Raw genomic sequence first — 16,797 nt, forward strand, 5'->3', positions numbered from 1 at the left:
TCAGCCATCGAGGCGGGGTGGCGATTGTAGACCTCTGTAGGATTTGGTCCTAGAGGGATGTCGGAAAGAGGCATATTGGTAACGGCCGAAATGTAACTCTGTGGCGAGGGAGCTTGCTCCCTCGCCACAGGGATCAGCCTTCGACCGCGGGAATATGCCCAAACATCTCCTGCACAAACGCCACGCGTTCTTCGACCGTTTCGGTCACGCCACGGGCCTTCAGGTCTTCCAGCCGCGCCTCGACCGCATGCGTACGCAGCGTCAGGCCGCAGTCATTGGCAATCTGGATATTCAGCCCCGGCCGGGCGTTGAGCTCCAGAATCAGCGGGCCTTTTTCCTGGTCCAGGACCATGTCGACACCGATGTAGCCCAGGCCGCACAACTCATGGCAGCCAGCGGCGAGTTTCATGAAACCGTCCCAGTAGGGCAGTTGCACGCCATCTACTGCGTTCGTGGTGTCCGGGTGTTTGTTGATGATGTTGTTCAGCCAGGTGCCGCGCAGGGTCAGGCCGGTGGCCAGGTCCACGCCGACACCGATGGCGCCCTGGTGCAGGTTGGCCTTGCCGTTGGACTGGCGCGTCGGCAGGCGCAACATGGCCATCACCGGGTAGCCCATCAACACAATGATGCGGATGTCCGGCACGCCTTCATAGCTGATGCTCTTGAAGATCTGATCCGGAATCACCCGGTATTCGATCAGCGCCCGGTCGCGGTGACCGCCCAGGGAGTACAGGCCGGTCAGGATGCTGGAAACCTGGTGCTCGATTTCCTCATGGCTGATGATCCGGCCGGACACCGTGCGATAACGCCCTTCAAAGCGGTCGGCGATCACCAGGATGCCATCACCGCCAGCGCCCTGGGCCGGCTTGATCACGAAGTCACTGCGTGCGCCGATGATCTCTTCGAGATTGTCGATTTCCTTCTCGGTGGAAATCACCCCATAGAGTTCCGGCACATGAATGCCGGCGGCGATGGCGCGTTCCTTGGTGATGATCTTGTCATCGACGATCGGGTACAGGCTGCGCTTGTTGTACTTGAGCACGTAGTCTGCGTTGCGCCGATTGATCCCCATGATGCCCCGGGCTTCCAGGGCCTTCCAGGTCTTCCAGAGGCCGAACATCAGGCGTCAGCCTTTTTCAGGAAGGCCTTGAAACGCACGAGTTCAGTCAGGCGATAACCGCGATAACGACCCATGGCCAGCATGAAGCCCACCAGGATCAGCAGGATCGCCGGGAAAGTGAACACGAAGTACACCAGTTCCGGCACGGTCATGATCAGGTGCGCCAGGGATGCGGCGAACAGGGTGCCGATCGCCACTTTCATGGCATGGCCACCGCCGCGTTCTTCCCAGGTGATCGACAGGCGTTCGATGGTCATGGTCAGGATCACCATCGGGAACAGCGCCACCGACAAGCCGCGTTCCAGGCCGAGTTTATGGCTGAACAGGCTGATGGCCGCAATCAGCACCACCACGAACGTCAGCACCACCGACAACCTGGGCAGCATTTGCAGTTTCAGGTGTTCGAGGTAGGAGCGCAGCGACAGGCCCAGCGCCGTGATGATGGTAAACAGCATGATACCGAAGCCGAGCTGGGTTTCGCGGAAGGCCAGGGCGATCAGCACCGGGGTGAAGGTGCCCAGGGTCTGGATGCCGATCAGGTTGCGCAGGATCAGGATCACCAGCACGCCGATCGGGATCATCACCATGATCATGAAGGTCTGCTGGGTTTGCAGTGGCAGGCCGTACAGCGAGTACTCGAGGAAGTTGGCGTCGGTGTTTTCGTCGGTCAGCTTGGCCAGGCGAATGGCGTTCATTTCGCTGTTGTTCAGGCTGAAGGTCACGTTGGCTTTCTTGCCGCCATCGACGGTGATCAGGTTTTCGTCGCCGCTCCACCACAGCAGGCGGTCGGTCGGCAGGCCCTGTTCACCGGTTTCCGGGTTGAAGTACAGCCAGTCGGTGCCGTTGAAGCTGCGCAGCCACAGTTCCGGCATTTGCGGCTGGTCGGCCACCAGGCGGATGGTGTGGACCTTCTCGATTGGCACGTGGGCGATGGACAGCAGCAACTCGACGATTTTTGCCTTGTGCGCAGCGGAAGGATCACCGGCCAGCAGCAGTTTCACGTTGTCGTCGTTGGGGTTGTTGACGCGCTTGATGGCTTCGCCGACGAAGGTTTCGACGTCGGCCGAGTGCTGGCGAATCGGTGCGAGCAGGGCTTCGGCGGCGATTTTTTCCGGGCCTTCGATGGTCATGCTGTCGCGAAAGGTCGGGCCTTTGATCTTGGCTTTTTCACCGGAATAACGCTTGGTCAGCACCAGGCGGTAATACAGCGTCTGGTTGCCTTTGGCCCGGCGTGCCGACCAGGTGACCTTGCGGTTGCCATCGACCCGGTTCACCGCCACGCCGTAGTTGTTGGAGATGAAGCTCTCGTTGAGGCTCACGAAGTCGCGGCTCAGCGGAGGCACGAACATCTGGATCTTGACCGGGTCCTTGGCGCTGGCGACGAACTCGACCTTGGCGTCGATGTTCCACAGGTCGTCGGTGGCGTCTTCGGTCACCGGGATGCCCAGCACGAAGATCTGATAGGCCGTAACTGAAATGCCCAGCACCACCAGGATGGCGATCAGCAGTTTCAGGTGAAGGGTAAGAGAGCGCATTTGAATTACTCGGCGGTATGAGCGTCGGTGGTGCAGGCAGGTTTGCCGGCAGCATATTTAAGGCTGGGGTCGACCAGTGCATCGAAGCGCTTGAGCGCTTCGGAGCCAATCAGTAGCGGGTATTGGAAAGCGCTGCGGTCGGTCAGGTTCACTTCGATGCTGCGCAGGGCCGAGCCCATGCAGATATCCAGTTCGATCACCGGGCGGGCGGTGTACTTCTTGCCTTCCTCCGGGTCGTAGTCGCCGGCCCGGCGCTTGATCTTGCTGACACGGGCCAGCGGGCGTTCGATCGGGTGCGAATGGGCGGCGTCGATGGCCAGGTAAAAGCGCACCCATGATTCGCCATTGCGTTTGAAACGTTTGATGTCCCGGGCGCTCAGGGAAGCGGTTTTCGCCCCGGTGTCGAGTTTGGCCGCCACTTCCAGGTCGATGCCATTGAGCGATGCGTACTCATTGAGGCCATACACGGTCTTTTCCCCGCCCATTGCGAAGCCGGGCAGGCAAAGTAAATAAAGGAAGCTTGGGAAGGGCTTGAGTCTCATAAATCCTGGTGCGCAGCGGTCCGACTTGATTCAAGGCCCTGGCATCGCTGCGCAAGCTCCCTCGTATGCCTGGCAGGGTTTTATGACAGGCAGTGCAGATGTGACAAACAAATGCGGGCGGCATTCTAGCACGGTGGTTTGGTGGCGCCAGCGCTGGCCGGTGGCTATAAATAGACGGGTTGCTTCGTTGTGGTGCAACCGGTTATCAGAAGATTGTCGACAATATCTATTTATCCTTTGACTGATTCGCCTGTATTCGTTAGTTTTTACGGCATTGGCTTTCAAGGTGTCGACAATATGCTGGATCAACTCGATCCCCCGGTTTCTACGCAAGACGATACGGAGACGCTTTCCGAGAACGTCTTCCGACGCATTCAGGCGGCTATCGTCAAAGGCGATATCGCGCCGGGCAGCAAAATTTCCGAACCGGAACTGGCGCGTACCTACGGCATCAGCCGTGGCCCGTTGCGCGAGGCCATCCACCGTCTGGAAGGCCAGCGCCTGCTGGTTCGCGTGCCGCATGTCGGCGCACGGGTGGTGTCGCTCAACCACGCCGAACTGATTGAGCTATACGAAATCCGCGAATCCCTGGAAGGCATGGCCTGCCGCCTGGCCGCCGAGCGCATGAGTCTCGAAGAAATCGACGAACTGCGTCGGGTCCTGGAAACCCACGAGCGCGATGAGGCGTTTCAGGCCGGGAGAGGCTACTACCAGCAGGAAGGCGATTTCGACTTCCACTACCGGATTATCCAGGGCAGCGGTAACCGCACCCTGACGCAAATGCTCTGCGGCGAACTGTATCAACTGGTGCGTATGTACCGCATGAAGTTTTCCAGCACGCCCAATCGCCCACACCAGGCGTTCGCCGAGCACCACCGAATTCTCGACGCCATCGCCGACCGTGACGGTGAACTGGCCGAGTTGTTGATGCGCCGTCACATCGGCGCCTCCAAACGCAACATCGCCCGTCATTACCAGGACGGCGCCAACCCGACAGCCAAACGAGGTGAGTCATGAGTTTGAACAAGAGCACTCCAGGCCAGCGTTTCCGCGATGCGGTCGCCAGCGAGCATCCATTGCAAGTGGTCGGCGCGATCAACGCCAACCACGCGCTGCTGGCCAAGCGCGCCGGTTTCAAGGCGATCTACCTGTCGGGTGGCGGGGTGGCTGCCGGCTCCCTCGGCCTGCCGGACCTGGGCATCACCGGTCTGGATGACGTGCTGACCGACGTGCGCCGCATCACCGACGTCTGCGACCTGCCGCTGCTGGTGGACGTGGACACCGGTTTCGGTTCCTCGGCCTTCAACGTGGCCCGTACCGTGAAGTCGATGATCAAGTTCGGCGCGGCGGCGATTCACATCGAGGACCAGGTCGGCGCCAAGCGTTGCGGCCACCGTCCTAATAAAGAGATCGTGACCCAGCAGGAAATGGTCGATCGCATCAAGGCGGCGGTCGATGCCCGTACCGACGACAGCTTCGTGATCATGGCCCGTACCGACGCCCTGGCGGTGGAAGGCCTGGAATCTGCCCTGGATCGCGCCGCTGCCTGCATCGAAGCCGGCGCCGACATGATTTTCCCGGAAGCCATCACCGAACTGGACATGTACAAGCTGTTCGCCAGCCGCGTGAAAGCGCCAATCCTGGCCAACATCACCGAATTCGGCGCGACGCCGCTGTACACCACTGAGCAACTCGCCGCTGTCGACGTGTCGCTGGTGCTGTACCCGCTGTCGGCCTTCCGCGCCATGAACAAGGCCGCGGAAAACGTCTACACCGCGCTGCGCCGCGATGGCACGCAGGCGAATGTCATCGACACCATGCAGACGCGCATGGAGCTTTACGATCGCATCGATTACCACACCTTCGAGCAGAAGCTCGATGCGTTGTTCGCCGCGAAGAAGTAAGTCGAATAACTCCCTAATAAATTCAAGAAACTGGAGGCAGAAATGGCCGAAGCAAAAGTACTCAGTGGCGCCGGGCTCCGTGGCCAGGTTGCCGGGCAAACCGCACTGTCCACCGTGGGCCAGTCGGGTGCCGGTCTGACCTATCGTGGTTATGACGTTCGTGAACTGGCGGCTGACGCACAGTTCGAAGAAGTGGCCTACCTGCTGCTGTACGGCGAACTGCCGAGCAAGGCGCAACTGAACGCCTACATCACCAAGCTGAGCAAGCTGCGTGACCTGCCGCAGGCGCTCAAGGAAGTGCTGGAGCGCATCCCCGCCGACGCCCACCCGATGGACGTGATGCGCACCGGTTGCTCGTTCCTGGGCAACCTGGAGCCGGAGAACGACTTCTCCGAGCAACACGACAAGACTGACCGCCTGCTGGCCGCGTTCCCGGCGATCATGACCTACTGGTACCGCTTCAGCCACGAAGGCAAGCGCATCGATTGCGTGAGCGACGAGCAGTCCATCGGCGGCCACTTCCTGCACCTGCTGCACGGCAAGAAGCCGAGTGAACTGCACGTCAAGGTGATGAACGTTTCACTGATCCTCTACGCAGAGCACGAATTCAACGCGTCGACCTTCACCGCGCGTGTTTGCGCATCGACCCTGTCCGATCTTTACTCTTGCATCACCGCGGCCATCGGCTCGCTGCGCGGTCCGCTGCACGGCGGCGCCAACGAAGCGGCGATGGAAATGATCGAGCGCTTCTCGTCGCCGGAAGACGCGATCAAGGGCACCCTCGGCATGCTCGAGCGCAAGGACAAGATCATGGGCTTCGGCCACGCGATCTATAAGGACAACGATCCGCGCAACGAAGTGATCAAGGGCTGGTCGAAAAAACTCGCTGACGAAGTGGGCGACAAGGTGTTGTTCCCGGTGTCCGAGGCCATCGACAAGACCATGTGGGAGCAGAAGAAACTGTTCCCGAACGCCGACTTCTACCATGCCTCGGCGTACCACTTCATGGGCATCCCGACCAAGTTGTTCACACCGATCTTCGTCTGCTCGCGCCTGACCGGCTGGGCCGCACACGTGTACGAACAACGAGCCAACAACCGCATCATCCGTCCAAGCGCCGAGTACACCGGCGTTGAACAGCGCAAGTTCGTACCAATCGAACAACGCTGAATGGTGGGAATGCCTGCACAGGTCACTGAATGAACCGGTGACCCTGTAGGAGCTGCCGCAGGCTGCGATCTTTTGATATTGCTTTTTGAAGATCAAAAGATCGCAGCCTGCGGCAGCTCCTACAGGCGATCGAAGTCAGCTCAGGAACTGTGCCAGGCCCACCTTTTGAAACTACCGTGACCCGAGTCCTGACCGATGAACACTGAATTCCGCAAATCGCTGCCCGGCAGCCACCTGGATTACTTCGACGTCCGCGCGGCAGTCGAGGCGATCCAGCCTGGCGCCTACGACACCCTGCCGTACACCTCCCGTGTGCTGGCGGAAAACCTTGTGCGTCGCTGCGACCCGGCCACGCTCACCGAATCCCTGAAGCAATTCATCGAGCGCAAGCGCGACCTCGACTTCCCGTGGTTCCCGGCCCGCGTGGTGTGCCACGACATTCTCGGCCAGACCGCTTTGGTCGACCTTGCCGGCCTGCGTGACGCCATCGCCCTGCAAGGCGGCGATCCTGCGCAAGTCAACCCGGTGGTGCCGACCCAACTGATCGTCGACCACTCCCTGGCCGTCGAGCGCGGTGGCTTCGATCCGGAAGCGTTCGAGAAGAACCGCGCCATCGAAGACCGTCGAAACGAAGACCGTTTCCACTTCATCAACTGGACCAAGAAGGCGTTCAAGAACGTCGACGTGATCCCGCCAGGCAACGGCATCATGCACCAGATCAACCTGGAGAAAATGTCTCCGGTGATCCAGGTGCGCGACGGCGTGGCGTTCCCTGACACCTGCGTCGGCACCGACAGCCACACCCCGCACGTCGATGCGCTGGGCGTGATCGCCATTGGTGTCGGTGGCCTGGAAGCCGAAAGCGTGATGCTCGGCCGCGCCTCGTGGATGCGTCTGCCAGAAAGCGTTGGCGTCGAGCTGACCGGCAAGCTGCAACCGGGCATCACCGCCACCGACATGGTGCTGGCGTTGACCGAATTCCTGCGCAAGCAAAAAGTGGTTGGCGCATGGCTGGAGTTCTTCGGCGAAGGCGCGTCAAGGTTGACCCTTGGCGACCGCGCGACCATCTCCAACATGGCTCCGGAATACGGCGCCACCGCGGCGATGTTCTACATCGACCAGCAGACCATCGACTACCTCAAGCTCACCGGCCGTGAAGACGAGCAGGTGCAGTTGGTCGAGAACTACGCCAAGACCACAGGCCTGTGGGCCGACAGCCTGAAGGGCGCGCAATACGAGCGCGGCCTGACCTTCGACCTGTCCTCGGTGGTGCGCAACATGGCTGGCCCAAGCAACCCGCACGCCCGTGTCGCGGTTTCGGATCTGGCGGCCAAAGGCATCTCCGGCCAATGGGAAGACGTGCCTGGCCAGATGCCGGATGGCGCGGTGATCATTGCCGCCATCACCAGCTGCACCAACACCAGCAACCCGCGCAACGTGATCGCCGCCGGCCTGCTGGCGCGCAACGCCAACAAGCTCGGCCTGACCCGCAAGCCATGGGTCAAATCGTCCCTGGCACCGGGTTCGAAAACCGTCGCGCTGTACCTCGACGAAGCCGGCCTGACCGATGAGCTGGACAAGCTCGGCTTCGGCGTCGTGGCCTTTGCCTGCACCACCTGCAACGGCATGTCCGGCGCACTGGACCCGGTGATCCAGCAAGAGATCATCGACCGCGACCTGTACGCCACTGCCGTGTTGTCCGGCAACCGTAACTTCGACGGCCGGATTCATCCGTACGCCAAGCAAGCGTTCCTCGCTTCGCCGCCACTGGTGGTCGCTTACGCCATCGCCGGCACCATCCGTTTCGACATCGAAAAAGACGTGCTGGGCGTGGTCGACGGCAAGGAAATCCGCCTGAAAGACATCTGGCCGAGCGACGAAGAAATCGACTCGGTGGTGAAGGCCTCGGTCAAACCTGAGCAGTTCCGCCAGGTCTACATCCCGATGTTCGCCATCCACGAAGACACCGGCCCGAAAGTCGCGCCGCTGTACGACTGGCGTGAAATGAGCACCTACATCCGCCGTCCGCCGTACTGGGAAGGCGCGCTGGCCGGCGCTCGTCCGCTCAAGGGCATGCGCCCGCTGGCGGTACTGCCGGACAACATCACCACCGATCACCTGTCGCCATCCAACGCCATCATGCTCGACAGCGCCGCCGGCGAATACCTGGCGAAAATGGGCCTGCCGGAAGAGGACTTCAACTCTTACGCGACTCACCGTGGTGACCACCTGACCGCGCAGCGTGCGACCTTCGCCAACCCGAAACTGTTCAACGAAATGGTTCAGGAAGACGGCAAGGTCAAGCAAGGTTCGCTGGCCCGCGTCGAGCCGGAAGGCAAAGTGATGCGCATGTGGGAAGCCATCGAGACCTACATGGATCGCAAGCAGCCGCTGATCATCATTGCCGGTGCCGACTACGGTCAGGGTTCGTCCCGCGACTGGGCAGCAAAAGGCGTGCGTCTGGCCGGTGTCGAAGCGATTGCCGCCGAAGGCTTCGAGCGCATTCACCGCACCAACCTGGTGGGCATGGGCGTGTTGCCGCTGGAGTTCAAACCAGGCACCAACCGCCATACCCTGGCGATTGATGGCAGTGAAACCTACGACGTCATCGGTGAGCGCACCCCGCGTGCCGAGCTGACGCTGGTGATCCATCGCAAGAACGGCGAGCGCGTCGATGTGCCGGTGACCTGCCGCCTCGACACCGCCGAAGAAGTGTCGATCTACGAGGCCGGCGGCGTGTTGCAACGCTTCGCCCAGGACTTCCTCGAAGAATCGGCGGTTGCCGTCTAAAACGCTGCACAGGCATGGGACTTTGAGTCCCATGTCTGTTTCTGGATTAGGAGTAACGAGCACCATGGCTCACGCACCGCAGATCAAAATTCCCGCCACCTACATGCGCGGCGGCACCAGCAAAGGCGTGTTTTTCAGTCTCAAGGATTTGCCTGAAGCGGCCCAGGTTCCAGGCCCGGCCCGCGATGCCTTGTTGCTGCGCGTGATCGGCAGCCCCGATCCGTACGACAAGCAAATCGACGGCATGGGCGGCGCGACCTCCAGCACCAGCAAAACCGTGATCCTGTCGAAAAGCACCCAGGCTGATCACGACGTCGATTACCTGTTCGGCCAGGTTTCCATCGACAAGCCTTTCGTGGACTGGAGTGGCAACTGCGGCAACCTGACCGCGGCAGTCGGTTCGTTCGCCGTCAGCAACGGTCTGGTCGATGCCAGCCGCATCCCGCACAACGGCGTGGCCGTGGTTCGCGTGTGGCAGGCCAACATCAGCAAGACCATCATCGCCCACGTGCCGATCACCAACGGCGAAGTGCAGGAAACCGGTGACTTCGAACTCGACGGCGTAACCTTTCCGGCCGCCGAAGTACAGGTTGAATTCCTCGATCCGGCAGCGGATGAAGAGGGCGGTGGCGGTTCGATGTTCCCGACCGGCAACCTCGTGGATGACCTCGAAGTACCTGGCGTCGGCACCTTCAAGGCGACCCTGATCAACGCCGGCATCCCGACGATTTTCGTCAATGCCGAAGACATCGGCTACAAAGGCACTGAGCTGCAAGGCGCCATCAACGGCGATCCGAAAGCCCTGCTGATGTTCGAAACCATCCGCGCTTACGGCGCGCTGCGCATGGGCCTGATCTCGAACGTCGACGAAGCGGCCAAGCGGCAGCACACGCCGAAGGTGGCCTTCGTCGCCAAACCAGCGGATTACGTATCGTCCAGTGGCAAAGCCATTGCGGCGGGTGATGTCGACCTGCTGGTGCGTGCGCTGTCGATGGGCAAGTTGCACCACGCGATGATGGGGACTGCGGCGGTGGCAATCGGCACGGCGGCAGCGATCACCGGCACGCTGGTTAACCTCGCGGCAGGCGGTATCGAACGCAACGCGGTGCGCTTCGGCCATCCGTCCGGCACTTTGCGCGTCGGCGCCGAGGCCAGCCAGGTCAATGGCGAATGGACCGTGAACAAGGCGATCATGAGCCGCAGTGCGCGGGTGTTGATGGAAGGGTACGTTCGTGTACCGGGTGATTCTTTCTAACCAACACAAACCCTGTAGGAGCTGCCGAAGGCTGCGATCTTTTGATCTTGATTCTAAAAAACAAAGTCAAAAGATCGCAGCCTTCGGCAGCTCCTACAGTTGATCTGATTTCAAAACAAGAAAGCAGTGATACACCGAGATTCCTGAGCCGAGGTCCCATCAACGACCCACTTCATAGAGTGAATCGAACATGAGTGCCAACGTCGACCTGAACAACCGCCCCGACTACGACAAGGTCCTGCAGGACATTGCCGATTACGTCCTCAACTACAGGATCGAGTCAATTGAGGCGCTGGATACCGCGCGCAACTGCCTGATCGATACCTTGGGTTGCGGCCTGCTGGCCCTGCGTTTTCCCGAGTGCACCAAGCATTTGGGGCCAGTGGTAGAAGGCACTGTCGTGCCGTTTGGCGCCCGGGTGCCTGGGACCAGTTATCGACTCGATCCGGTGAAGGCGGCGTGGGACATCGGCTGCATCGTGCGCTGGCTCGACTACAACGACACATGGCTCGCGGCGGAGTGGGGGCATCCGTCGGACAACCTCGGCGGTATTCTCGCGGTAGCCGACCATTTATCACAAAAGCACCTGGCGAATGGCGTAGCACCGCTGACCATGCGTACAGTGCTTGAAGCGATGATCATGGCCCACGAGATTCAAGGCGTGATTGCCCTGGAAAACTCGTTCAACCGTGTCGGCCTCGATCACGTCATTCTGGTGAAAGTGGCCTCGGCCGCAGTCACCGCCAAGCTGATGGGGGCCAATCGCGAGCAGTTGTTGTCGGCGTTGTCTCACGCCTTTGCTGACGGTCAGGCATTGCGCACGTATCGGCATGCACCGAATGCCGGTTCGCGTAAATCCTGGGCGGCGGGGGATGCGTCCAGTCGTGGCGTGCGTTTGGCGGACATGGCGATGCGCGGCGAAATGGGTATACCCGGTGTGTTGAGTGCCAGGCAGTGGGGGTTTTACGACGTATTGTTCAGCCACAACAACAATGATCTGGCGCTCAAGCCTGAAGACAAACGTGCGTTCAGTTTCTCGCGACCGTACGGCAGTTATGTGATGGAAAACGTGTTGTTCAAGATCAGTTTTCCGGCCGAGTTCCATGCACAAACGGCCTGTGAGGCGGCGGTGATCCTGCACCCGCAGGTGCGCAATCGCCTGCATGAAATCGACAGGATCGTCATCACCACTCACGAGTCAGCGATTCGCATTATTTCCAAGGTCGGCCCACTGGCCAATGCTGCTGATCGCGATCACTGCATCCAGTACATGACTGCTGTACCGCTGGCTTTCGGCAATCTGGTTGCCGAGTACTACGAAGATGATTTTCACAAGGCGCATCCGATCATCGATGTGCTGCGCGACAAAATGGTGATTGTTGAGGAGTCGCGGTTCACCCGTGAGTATCTGGAGCCCGATAAACGCTCCATTGCCAACGCGGTGCAGGTGTTTTTCAAGGACGGTTCGAGCACGGAAAACGTCGTCGTGGAATACCCGATTGGGCATCGTCGGCGTCGGGCTGAAGGTATTCCGTTGCTGGAGGAGAAATTCAGGGCGAACTTGCTGACACGATTCGCGGGGCAGCGCAGCGAGGAGATTTTCGCGCTGTGCAAGGATCAGCAGAGGCTTGAAGCGACAGCGGTGAACCGGTTTGTGGATTTGTTTGTGATCTAGGAGACCGCGTTATCGTTCTTCGCGAGCAAGCCCGCTCCCACAGGGGATCTGCTGTGAACACAAAATTTGTGTATGACAGAAATCCAATGTGGGAGCGGGCTTGCTCGCGAAAGCAGTAGATCAGGCGCCGGAGAGCTACTTGAACCGCCGCTCCACACCTTTCTCCACGAGAATCTTCGCGGAGATTTCTTCCACGGAAAAATGCGTGGAGTTGATGTGCGGGATGTTTGCGCGGCGGAACAGGTTCTCGACCTCACGCACTTCGAACTCGCACTGGGCGTAGCTCGAATAGCGGCTGTTGGGCTTGCGCTCGTTGCGGATCGCGGTGAGGCGGTCGGGGTCGATGGTCAGGCCGAACAGCTTGTGCTGGTGGGCGCGCAGGGCGGAAGGCAGTTGCAGGCGTTCCATGTCGTCTTCGGTCAGCGGGTAGTTGGCTGCGCGGATGCCGAACTGCATCGCCATGTACAGGCACGTCGGCGTCTTACCGCATCGCGACACGCCCACTAGTATCAGGTCGGCCTTATCGTAATAGTGCGTGCGGGCGCCGTCGTCGTTATCGAGGGCGAAGTTAACGGCCTCGATACGCTCCATGTAATTGGTGTTGGCGCCGATGGAGTGGGACTTGCCCACGGTGTAGGAAGAATGCTCGGTCAGTTCCTGTTCAAGCGGCGCCAGGAACGTCGAGAAAATGTCGATCATGAAACCATTCGAGGTTGCGAGAATCTCACGAATGTCCTGATTGACGATGGTGTCGAAGATAATCGGACGGAAGCCGTCGGTTTCGGCGGCTTTGTTGATTTGTTGTACCATGGCCCGCGCTTTGTCCACGTTGTCGATGTACGGCCGCGTGACTTTGCTGAAGGTAATGTTTTCGAACTGCGCCAGAAGGCTTTGACCCAGGGTTTCGGCAGTAATGCCGGTACCATCGGAGATAAAGAAAGCAGATCGTTTCATTTGCACCTTGGGCCTTAAGCTAGTGACGAATCTTGGATATGATAGGCGCGATTTGCCGGCCGCCATTGGCCCGCATTCTCACTTATTTTCCAGGTCCAGGCCATATAACCGGCAAATGCTCACTTAAGCAGCCGGTTTCTGAGCTTTTCCAACACAGTTAGTGGAGAGATCACCTTGGTAGAGTACGTAGTTTCCCTCGATAAGCTCGGCGTCCATGATGTAGAGCATGTGGGGGGCAAGAACGCATCCCTGGGCGAGATGATCAGCAACCTTGCAGGTGCCGGTGTATCGGTGCCCGGCGGCTTCGCCACAACCGCTCAGGCTTATCGTGATTTCCTGGAACTGAGCGGCCTGAATCAGCAGATTCACGATGCGCTCGATGCCCTGGACGTCGATGACGTGAATGCCCTGGCCAAGACCGGTGCCCAGATCCGCAAATGGATCATGGAAGCCGAGTTCCCTGAAAAATTGAATGCCGAAATCCGTACCGCGTTCGCCACGCTGTCCGCCGGCAACCCTGAGATGGCCGTGGCCGTGCGTTCTTCCGCCACCGCCGAAGACTTGCCGGACGCATCCTTTGCCGGCCAGCAGGAAACCTTCCTGAACATCCGTGGTGTCGAAAACGTCATTCGCGCCGCCAAAGAGGTGTTCGCCTCGCTGTTTAACGACCGTGCCATTTCCTATCGCGTGCATCAGGGCTTCGACCACAAGCTGGTGGCCCTGTCCGCTGGCGTGCAGCGCATGGTCCGCTCCGAAACCGGCACCGCCGGCGTGATGTTCACCCTCGATACCGAATCGGGCTTCCGTGACGTGGTGTTCATCACCGGCGCCTACGGCCTGGGTGAAACCGTCGTACAAGGCGCGGTGAACCCGGATGAGTTCTACGTCCACAAGGGCACGCTGGCTGCCGGTCGTCCGGCCATCCTGCGCCGCAACCTGGGCAGCAAGGCCATCAAGATGATCTACGGCGACGAGGCCAAGGCCGGTCGTTCGGTCAAGACCGTCGACGTGGACAAGGCTGAACGCGCACGTTTCTGCCTGACCGACGCCGAAGTCAGCGAGTTGGCCAAGCAGGCGATGATCATCGAGAAGCACTACAAGTGCCCGATGGACATCGAGTGGGCCAAGGACGGTGACGACGGCAAGCTGTACATCGTGCAGGCCCGTCCGGAAACCGTGAAGAGCCGCACCCAGGCCAACGTCATGGAACGCTACCTGTTGAAAGAGACGGGTACCGTGCTGGTGGAAGGCCGTGCCATTGGCCAGCGCATCGGCGCCGGCAAGGTCCGCATCATCAAGGACGTGTCCGAGATGGACAAGGTCCAGCCAGGCGACGTACTGGTTTCCGACATGACCGACCCGGATTGGGAACCGGTCATGAAGCGCGCCAGCGCGATCGTCACCAACCGTGGTGGCCGTACCTGCCACGCGGCGATCATCGCCCGTGAGCTGGGTATTCCTGCGGTAGTGGGTTGCGGCAACGCCACCCAGCTGTTGAAAGACGGCCAGGGCGTGACCGTTTCCTGCGCTGAAGGCGACACCGGTTTCATCTTCGAAGGCGAATTGGGCTTCGACATCAAGAAGAACTCCGTGGACGCCATGCCGGAGCTGCCGTTCAAGATCATGATGAACGTCGGCAACCCGGACCGCGCCTTCGACTTCGCGCAGCTGCCGAACGCCGGTGTGGGCCTGGCCCGCCTGGAGTTCATCATCAACCGCATGATCGGCGTGCACCCCAAGGCATTGCTGAACTACGACGGCCTGCCGCAGGACATCAAGGACAGCGTCGACAAGCGCATCGCCGGTTACGACGATCCGGTCGGCTTCTATGTCGAGAAACTGGTTGAAGGCATCAGCACCCTGGCGGCTGCGTTCTGGCCGAAAAAGGTCATCGTGCGCCTGTCGGACTTCAAGTCCAACGAATACGCCAACCTGATCGGCGGCAAACTGTACGAGCCGGAAGAAGAGAACCCGATGCTGGGCTTCCGCGGCGCCTCGCGTTACATCAGCGAATCGTTCCGCGACTGCTTCGAGCTCGAATGCCGCGCTCTGAAGCGTGTGCGCAACGAGATGGGCCTGACCAACGTCGAAATCATGGTGCCGTTCGTCCGTACCCTGGGTGAAGCGAGCCAGGTGGTCGATCTGCTGGCGGAAAACGGTCTGGCCCGTGGCCAGAACGGCCTGCGTGTGATCATGATGTGCGAACTGCCGTCCAACGCCATCCTGGCTGAAGAGTTCCTCGAGTTCTTCGACGGTTTCTCCATCGGTTCCAACGACCTGACCCAGCTGACCCTGGGCCTGGACCGTGACTCCGGCATCATCGCCCACCTGTTCGACGAGCGTAATCCGGCGGTGAAGAAGCTGTTGGCCAATGCCATTGCCGCGTGCAACAAGGCCGGCAAATACATCGGCATCTGCGGTCAGGGTCCTTCGGACCACCCGGACCTGGCCAAGTGGCTGATGGAGCAGGGCATTGAAAGCGTATCGTTGAACCCGGACTCCGTACTGGAAACCTGGTTCTTCCTGGCAGAGGGTCAGGCGCAGGCTTGATCCTGTAGGAGCGACGGTGCGGCGTTCCGACCTGCTCGCGATGGACTGCAGAACAGCGCGTTTTTTCAGCATGAACGCGTTATCGTTGGCGACCATCGCGAGCAGGCTCGCTCCTGCAATGATTGGCAGTGTGGTCGGTGAACGCTGCCTTTGAGATTCAAGCAGGGCGGGCTCCATCTAGATGCCGCCCTTTTTTGTGCAAGAGATTATGCAAAGCAGCAGCAACCTATTTCCTGTCGCCCTGATCAGCGCCGAACGGCGCGGTGATCTGAGCGAAGATGTCTATCGATTGAAACCCGGTAACAGCCCCGACTTCACTGTCGAACTGGCTGTGACACGCCTTGGCATGGCCGATGAGTCGTCCTCCCGTGGTGTGCCGGTGATCCTGCTGCATGGCAGCTTTTCCAATCGCCGGTTCTGGTTCTCTCCCAAGGGCCTGGGATTGGGCGCTTACCTGGCTCGCCTGGGGTTCGACGTCTGGATTCCGGAAATGCGCGGTCACGGCCTGTCCCAGCGTAACCACGACTACCGCAAGAACCGTGTCGCCGACTACGCGCGCTATGACCTGCCGGCCATTGGCGCGTTCGTGCGCGAACAGAACGGGCAGGTGCCGCACTGGATCGGTCACTCGCTGGGCGGTACTACACTGGCCGCAGCGCTGGGTGGCGAGTACATCGGTGAGCCGGTCGTGGCTTCGGCGGCGTTTTTCGGTACACAAGTCAGCCGCACTTACTGGCCATTGAAGATTCCGCCGGTGGAGTGGAGTGGTCGCTTCATTCTCAAGCGCTTTGCCCAGTTGTCCGGCTCAAGGCTCAAGCGCGGTCCGGAGGACGAGCCTATCGGCCTGGCCTTGGAAAGCATGCGCTGGTTTGGCCTGTTCGGGCGCTTCGGTGATGCCGACAAGGACTGGTGGGCAGGCTTGGCCGAGGTCAAGTTGCCCGTGCTGGCGGTCAGTGCCGCGGGTGATCATCAGGACCCGGCGTGGGCGTGTCGCAAATTGTTCGAGCAGTTCGGCTCCGAGCACAAGCAATTCATCAACCTGGGGCGCGAGCAGGGCTTCGGCGACAATTTCGGTCACGTGGAAATGCTCGTCAGCAAGGCAGCCCAGGCTGAAGTCTGGCCTTTGGTGACGCGCTGGTTGGCTGATCAGCAGACACCTTTGCCGGGCGCGCAACAGGATTTGGCCGCGGCAATCTGAGCCTGACGCTCTAACAAGGGCATTTCGCTCCGGTCGGCTTGCGGCTAAGATATGACGCATTGAGCTGTTCCGGTCACAATGCGTGACTGAGCCATCACCGATGT

12 protein-coding genes are annotated in these 16,797 nt (G+C 60.2%); 8 read left to right on the forward strand and 4 right to left on the reverse strand.

What is annotated here, in order from left to right; all coding sequences use genetic code 11:
• Positions 1-133: 133 nt before the first annotated feature.
• Genes ACM6G4_RS22800 through ACM6G4_RS22810 form a run of 3 tightly spaced genes read right to left on the reverse strand, consistent with a single transcriptional unit; the run spans position 134 to position 3,197 of the window.
• The gene (locus ACM6G4_RS22800) at positions 134-1,120 is read right to left on the reverse strand and encodes an alpha-L-glutamate ligase-like protein (protein ID WP_056721886.1); all 987 of its coding nucleotides are present in this window, start codon (positions 1,118-1,120) and stop codon (positions 134-136) included.
• Positions 1,120-2,655, reverse strand: a complete 1,536-nt coding sequence (locus ACM6G4_RS22805) for an inactive transglutaminase family protein (RefSeq protein ID WP_056721888.1) — start codon at positions 2,653-2,655, stop codon at positions 1,120-1,122. The genes ACM6G4_RS22800 and ACM6G4_RS22805 overlap by 1 nt, the downstream gene beginning before the upstream one ends.
• Positions 2,656-2,660: 5 nt before the next feature.
• On the reverse strand, positions 2,661-3,197 hold the full coding sequence (locus tag ACM6G4_RS22810) for an ATP-dependent zinc protease (RefSeq protein ID WP_414914674.1): 537 nt from the start codon (positions 3,195-3,197) through the stop codon (positions 2,661-2,663).
• 297 nt (positions 3,198-3,494) lie between these two features.
• Between ACM6G4_RS22810 and ACM6G4_RS22815 the strand changes: the two genes are divergently transcribed.
• The 6 genes from ACM6G4_RS22815 to prpD all read left to right on the forward strand — a co-directional run bounded on the left by ACM6G4_RS22815 (position 3,495) and on the right by prpD (position 11,991).
• On the forward strand, positions 3,495-4,214 hold the full coding sequence (locus tag ACM6G4_RS22815; RefSeq protein WP_056721891.1) for a GntR family transcriptional regulator: 720 nt from the start codon (positions 3,495-3,497) through the stop codon (positions 4,212-4,214).
• Positions 4,211-5,101 (forward strand): methylisocitrate lyase, encoded by an 891-nt coding sequence (prpB, locus tag ACM6G4_RS22820; protein ID WP_007971535.1) that lies wholly within the window; start codon positions 4,211-4,213, stop codon positions 5,099-5,101. The genes ACM6G4_RS22815 and prpB overlap by 4 nt, the downstream gene beginning before the upstream one ends.
• Positions 5,102-5,143: 42 nt before the next feature.
• Positions 5,144-6,271: a 2-methylcitrate synthase gene (gene prpC / locus ACM6G4_RS22825; RefSeq protein WP_320402378.1), complete on the forward strand. Its 1,128-nt coding sequence runs from the start codon at positions 5,144-5,146 to the stop codon at positions 6,269-6,271.
• Between the two features lie 195 nt (positions 6,272-6,466).
• On the forward strand, positions 6,467-9,061 hold the full coding sequence (gene acnD, locus ACM6G4_RS22830; protein WP_414914675.1) for a Fe/S-dependent 2-methylisocitrate dehydratase AcnD: 2,595 nt from the start codon (positions 6,467-6,469) through the stop codon (positions 9,059-9,061).
• Between the two features lie 64 nt (positions 9,062-9,125).
• Entirely contained in the window at positions 9,126-10,316 is a 1,191-nt protein-coding gene (gene prpF, locus ACM6G4_RS22835) for a 2-methylaconitate cis-trans isomerase PrpF (protein ID WP_414914676.1), read from the forward strand.
• A gap of 190 nt (positions 10,317-10,506) precedes the next feature.
• Positions 10,507-11,991: a 2-methylcitrate dehydratase gene (gene prpD, locus ACM6G4_RS22840; RefSeq protein WP_056721898.1), complete on the forward strand. Its 1,485-nt coding sequence runs from the start codon at positions 10,507-10,509 to the stop codon at positions 11,989-11,991.
• Positions 11,992-12,126: 135 nt separating this feature from the next.
• Here prpD and ACM6G4_RS22845 read toward each other — a convergent pair whose 3' ends face one another.
• Positions 12,127-12,945, reverse strand: a complete 819-nt coding sequence (locus ACM6G4_RS22845; protein WP_056721900.1) for a pyruvate, water dikinase regulatory protein — start codon at positions 12,943-12,945, stop codon at positions 12,127-12,129.
• A gap of 174 nt (positions 12,946-13,119) precedes the next feature.
• Between ACM6G4_RS22845 and ppsA the strand changes: the two genes are divergently transcribed.
• A complete protein-coding gene (ppsA, locus tag ACM6G4_RS22850; protein WP_223542330.1) occupies positions 13,120-15,495 on the forward strand; it encodes a phosphoenolpyruvate synthase in 2,376 nt (791 codons plus the stop codon).
• A 208-nt stretch (positions 15,496-15,703) separates the two neighbouring features.
• Positions 15,704-16,693, forward strand: a complete 990-nt coding sequence (locus ACM6G4_RS22855) for an alpha/beta fold hydrolase (RefSeq protein WP_056721906.1) — start codon at positions 15,704-15,706, stop codon at positions 16,691-16,693.
• The last annotated feature ends 104 nt before the right edge of the window (positions 16,694-16,797 follow it).

This window comes from Pseudomonas sp. IT-P258 (assembly GCF_949767825.1).
GTDB classification, from domain to species: Bacteria; Pseudomonadota; Gammaproteobacteria; order Pseudomonadales; family Pseudomonadaceae; genus Aquipseudomonas; species Aquipseudomonas monachiensis.

Coding starts and splice junctions, on each gene's coding strand:
- ACM6G4_RS22800 (WP_056721886.1), bottom strand. CDS start 1,120: ATGTTCGGCCTCTGGAAGACCTGGAAGGCCCTGGAAGCCCGGGGCATC.
- ACM6G4_RS22805 (WP_056721888.1), bottom strand. CDS start 2,655: ATGCGCTCTCTTACCCTTCACCTGAAACTGCTGATCGCCATCCTGGTG.
- ACM6G4_RS22810 (WP_414914674.1), bottom strand. CDS start 3,197: ATGAGACTCAAGCCCTTCCCAAGCTTCCTTTATTTACTTTGCCTGCCC.
- ACM6G4_RS22815 (WP_056721891.1), top strand. CDS start 3,495: ATGCTGGATCAACTCGATCCCCCGGTTTCTACGCAAGACGATACGGAG.
- prpB (WP_007971535.1), top strand. CDS start 4,211: ATGAGTTTGAACAAGAGCACTCCAGGCCAGCGTTTCCGCGATGCGGTC.
- prpC (WP_320402378.1), top strand. CDS start 5,144: ATGGCCGAAGCAAAAGTACTCAGTGGCGCCGGGCTCCGTGGCCAGGTT.
- acnD (WP_414914675.1), top strand. CDS start 6,467: ATGAACACTGAATTCCGCAAATCGCTGCCCGGCAGCCACCTGGATTAC.
- prpF (WP_414914676.1), top strand. CDS start 9,126: ATGGCTCACGCACCGCAGATCAAAATTCCCGCCACCTACATGCGCGGC.
- prpD (WP_056721898.1), top strand. CDS start 10,507: ATGAGTGCCAACGTCGACCTGAACAACCGCCCCGACTACGACAAGGTC.
- ACM6G4_RS22845 (WP_056721900.1), bottom strand. CDS start 12,945: ATGAAACGATCTGCTTTCTTTATCTCCGATGGTACCGGCATTACTGCC.
- ACM6G4_RS22855 (WP_056721906.1), top strand. CDS start 15,704: ATGCAAAGCAGCAGCAACCTATTTCCTGTCGCCCTGATCAGCGCCGAA.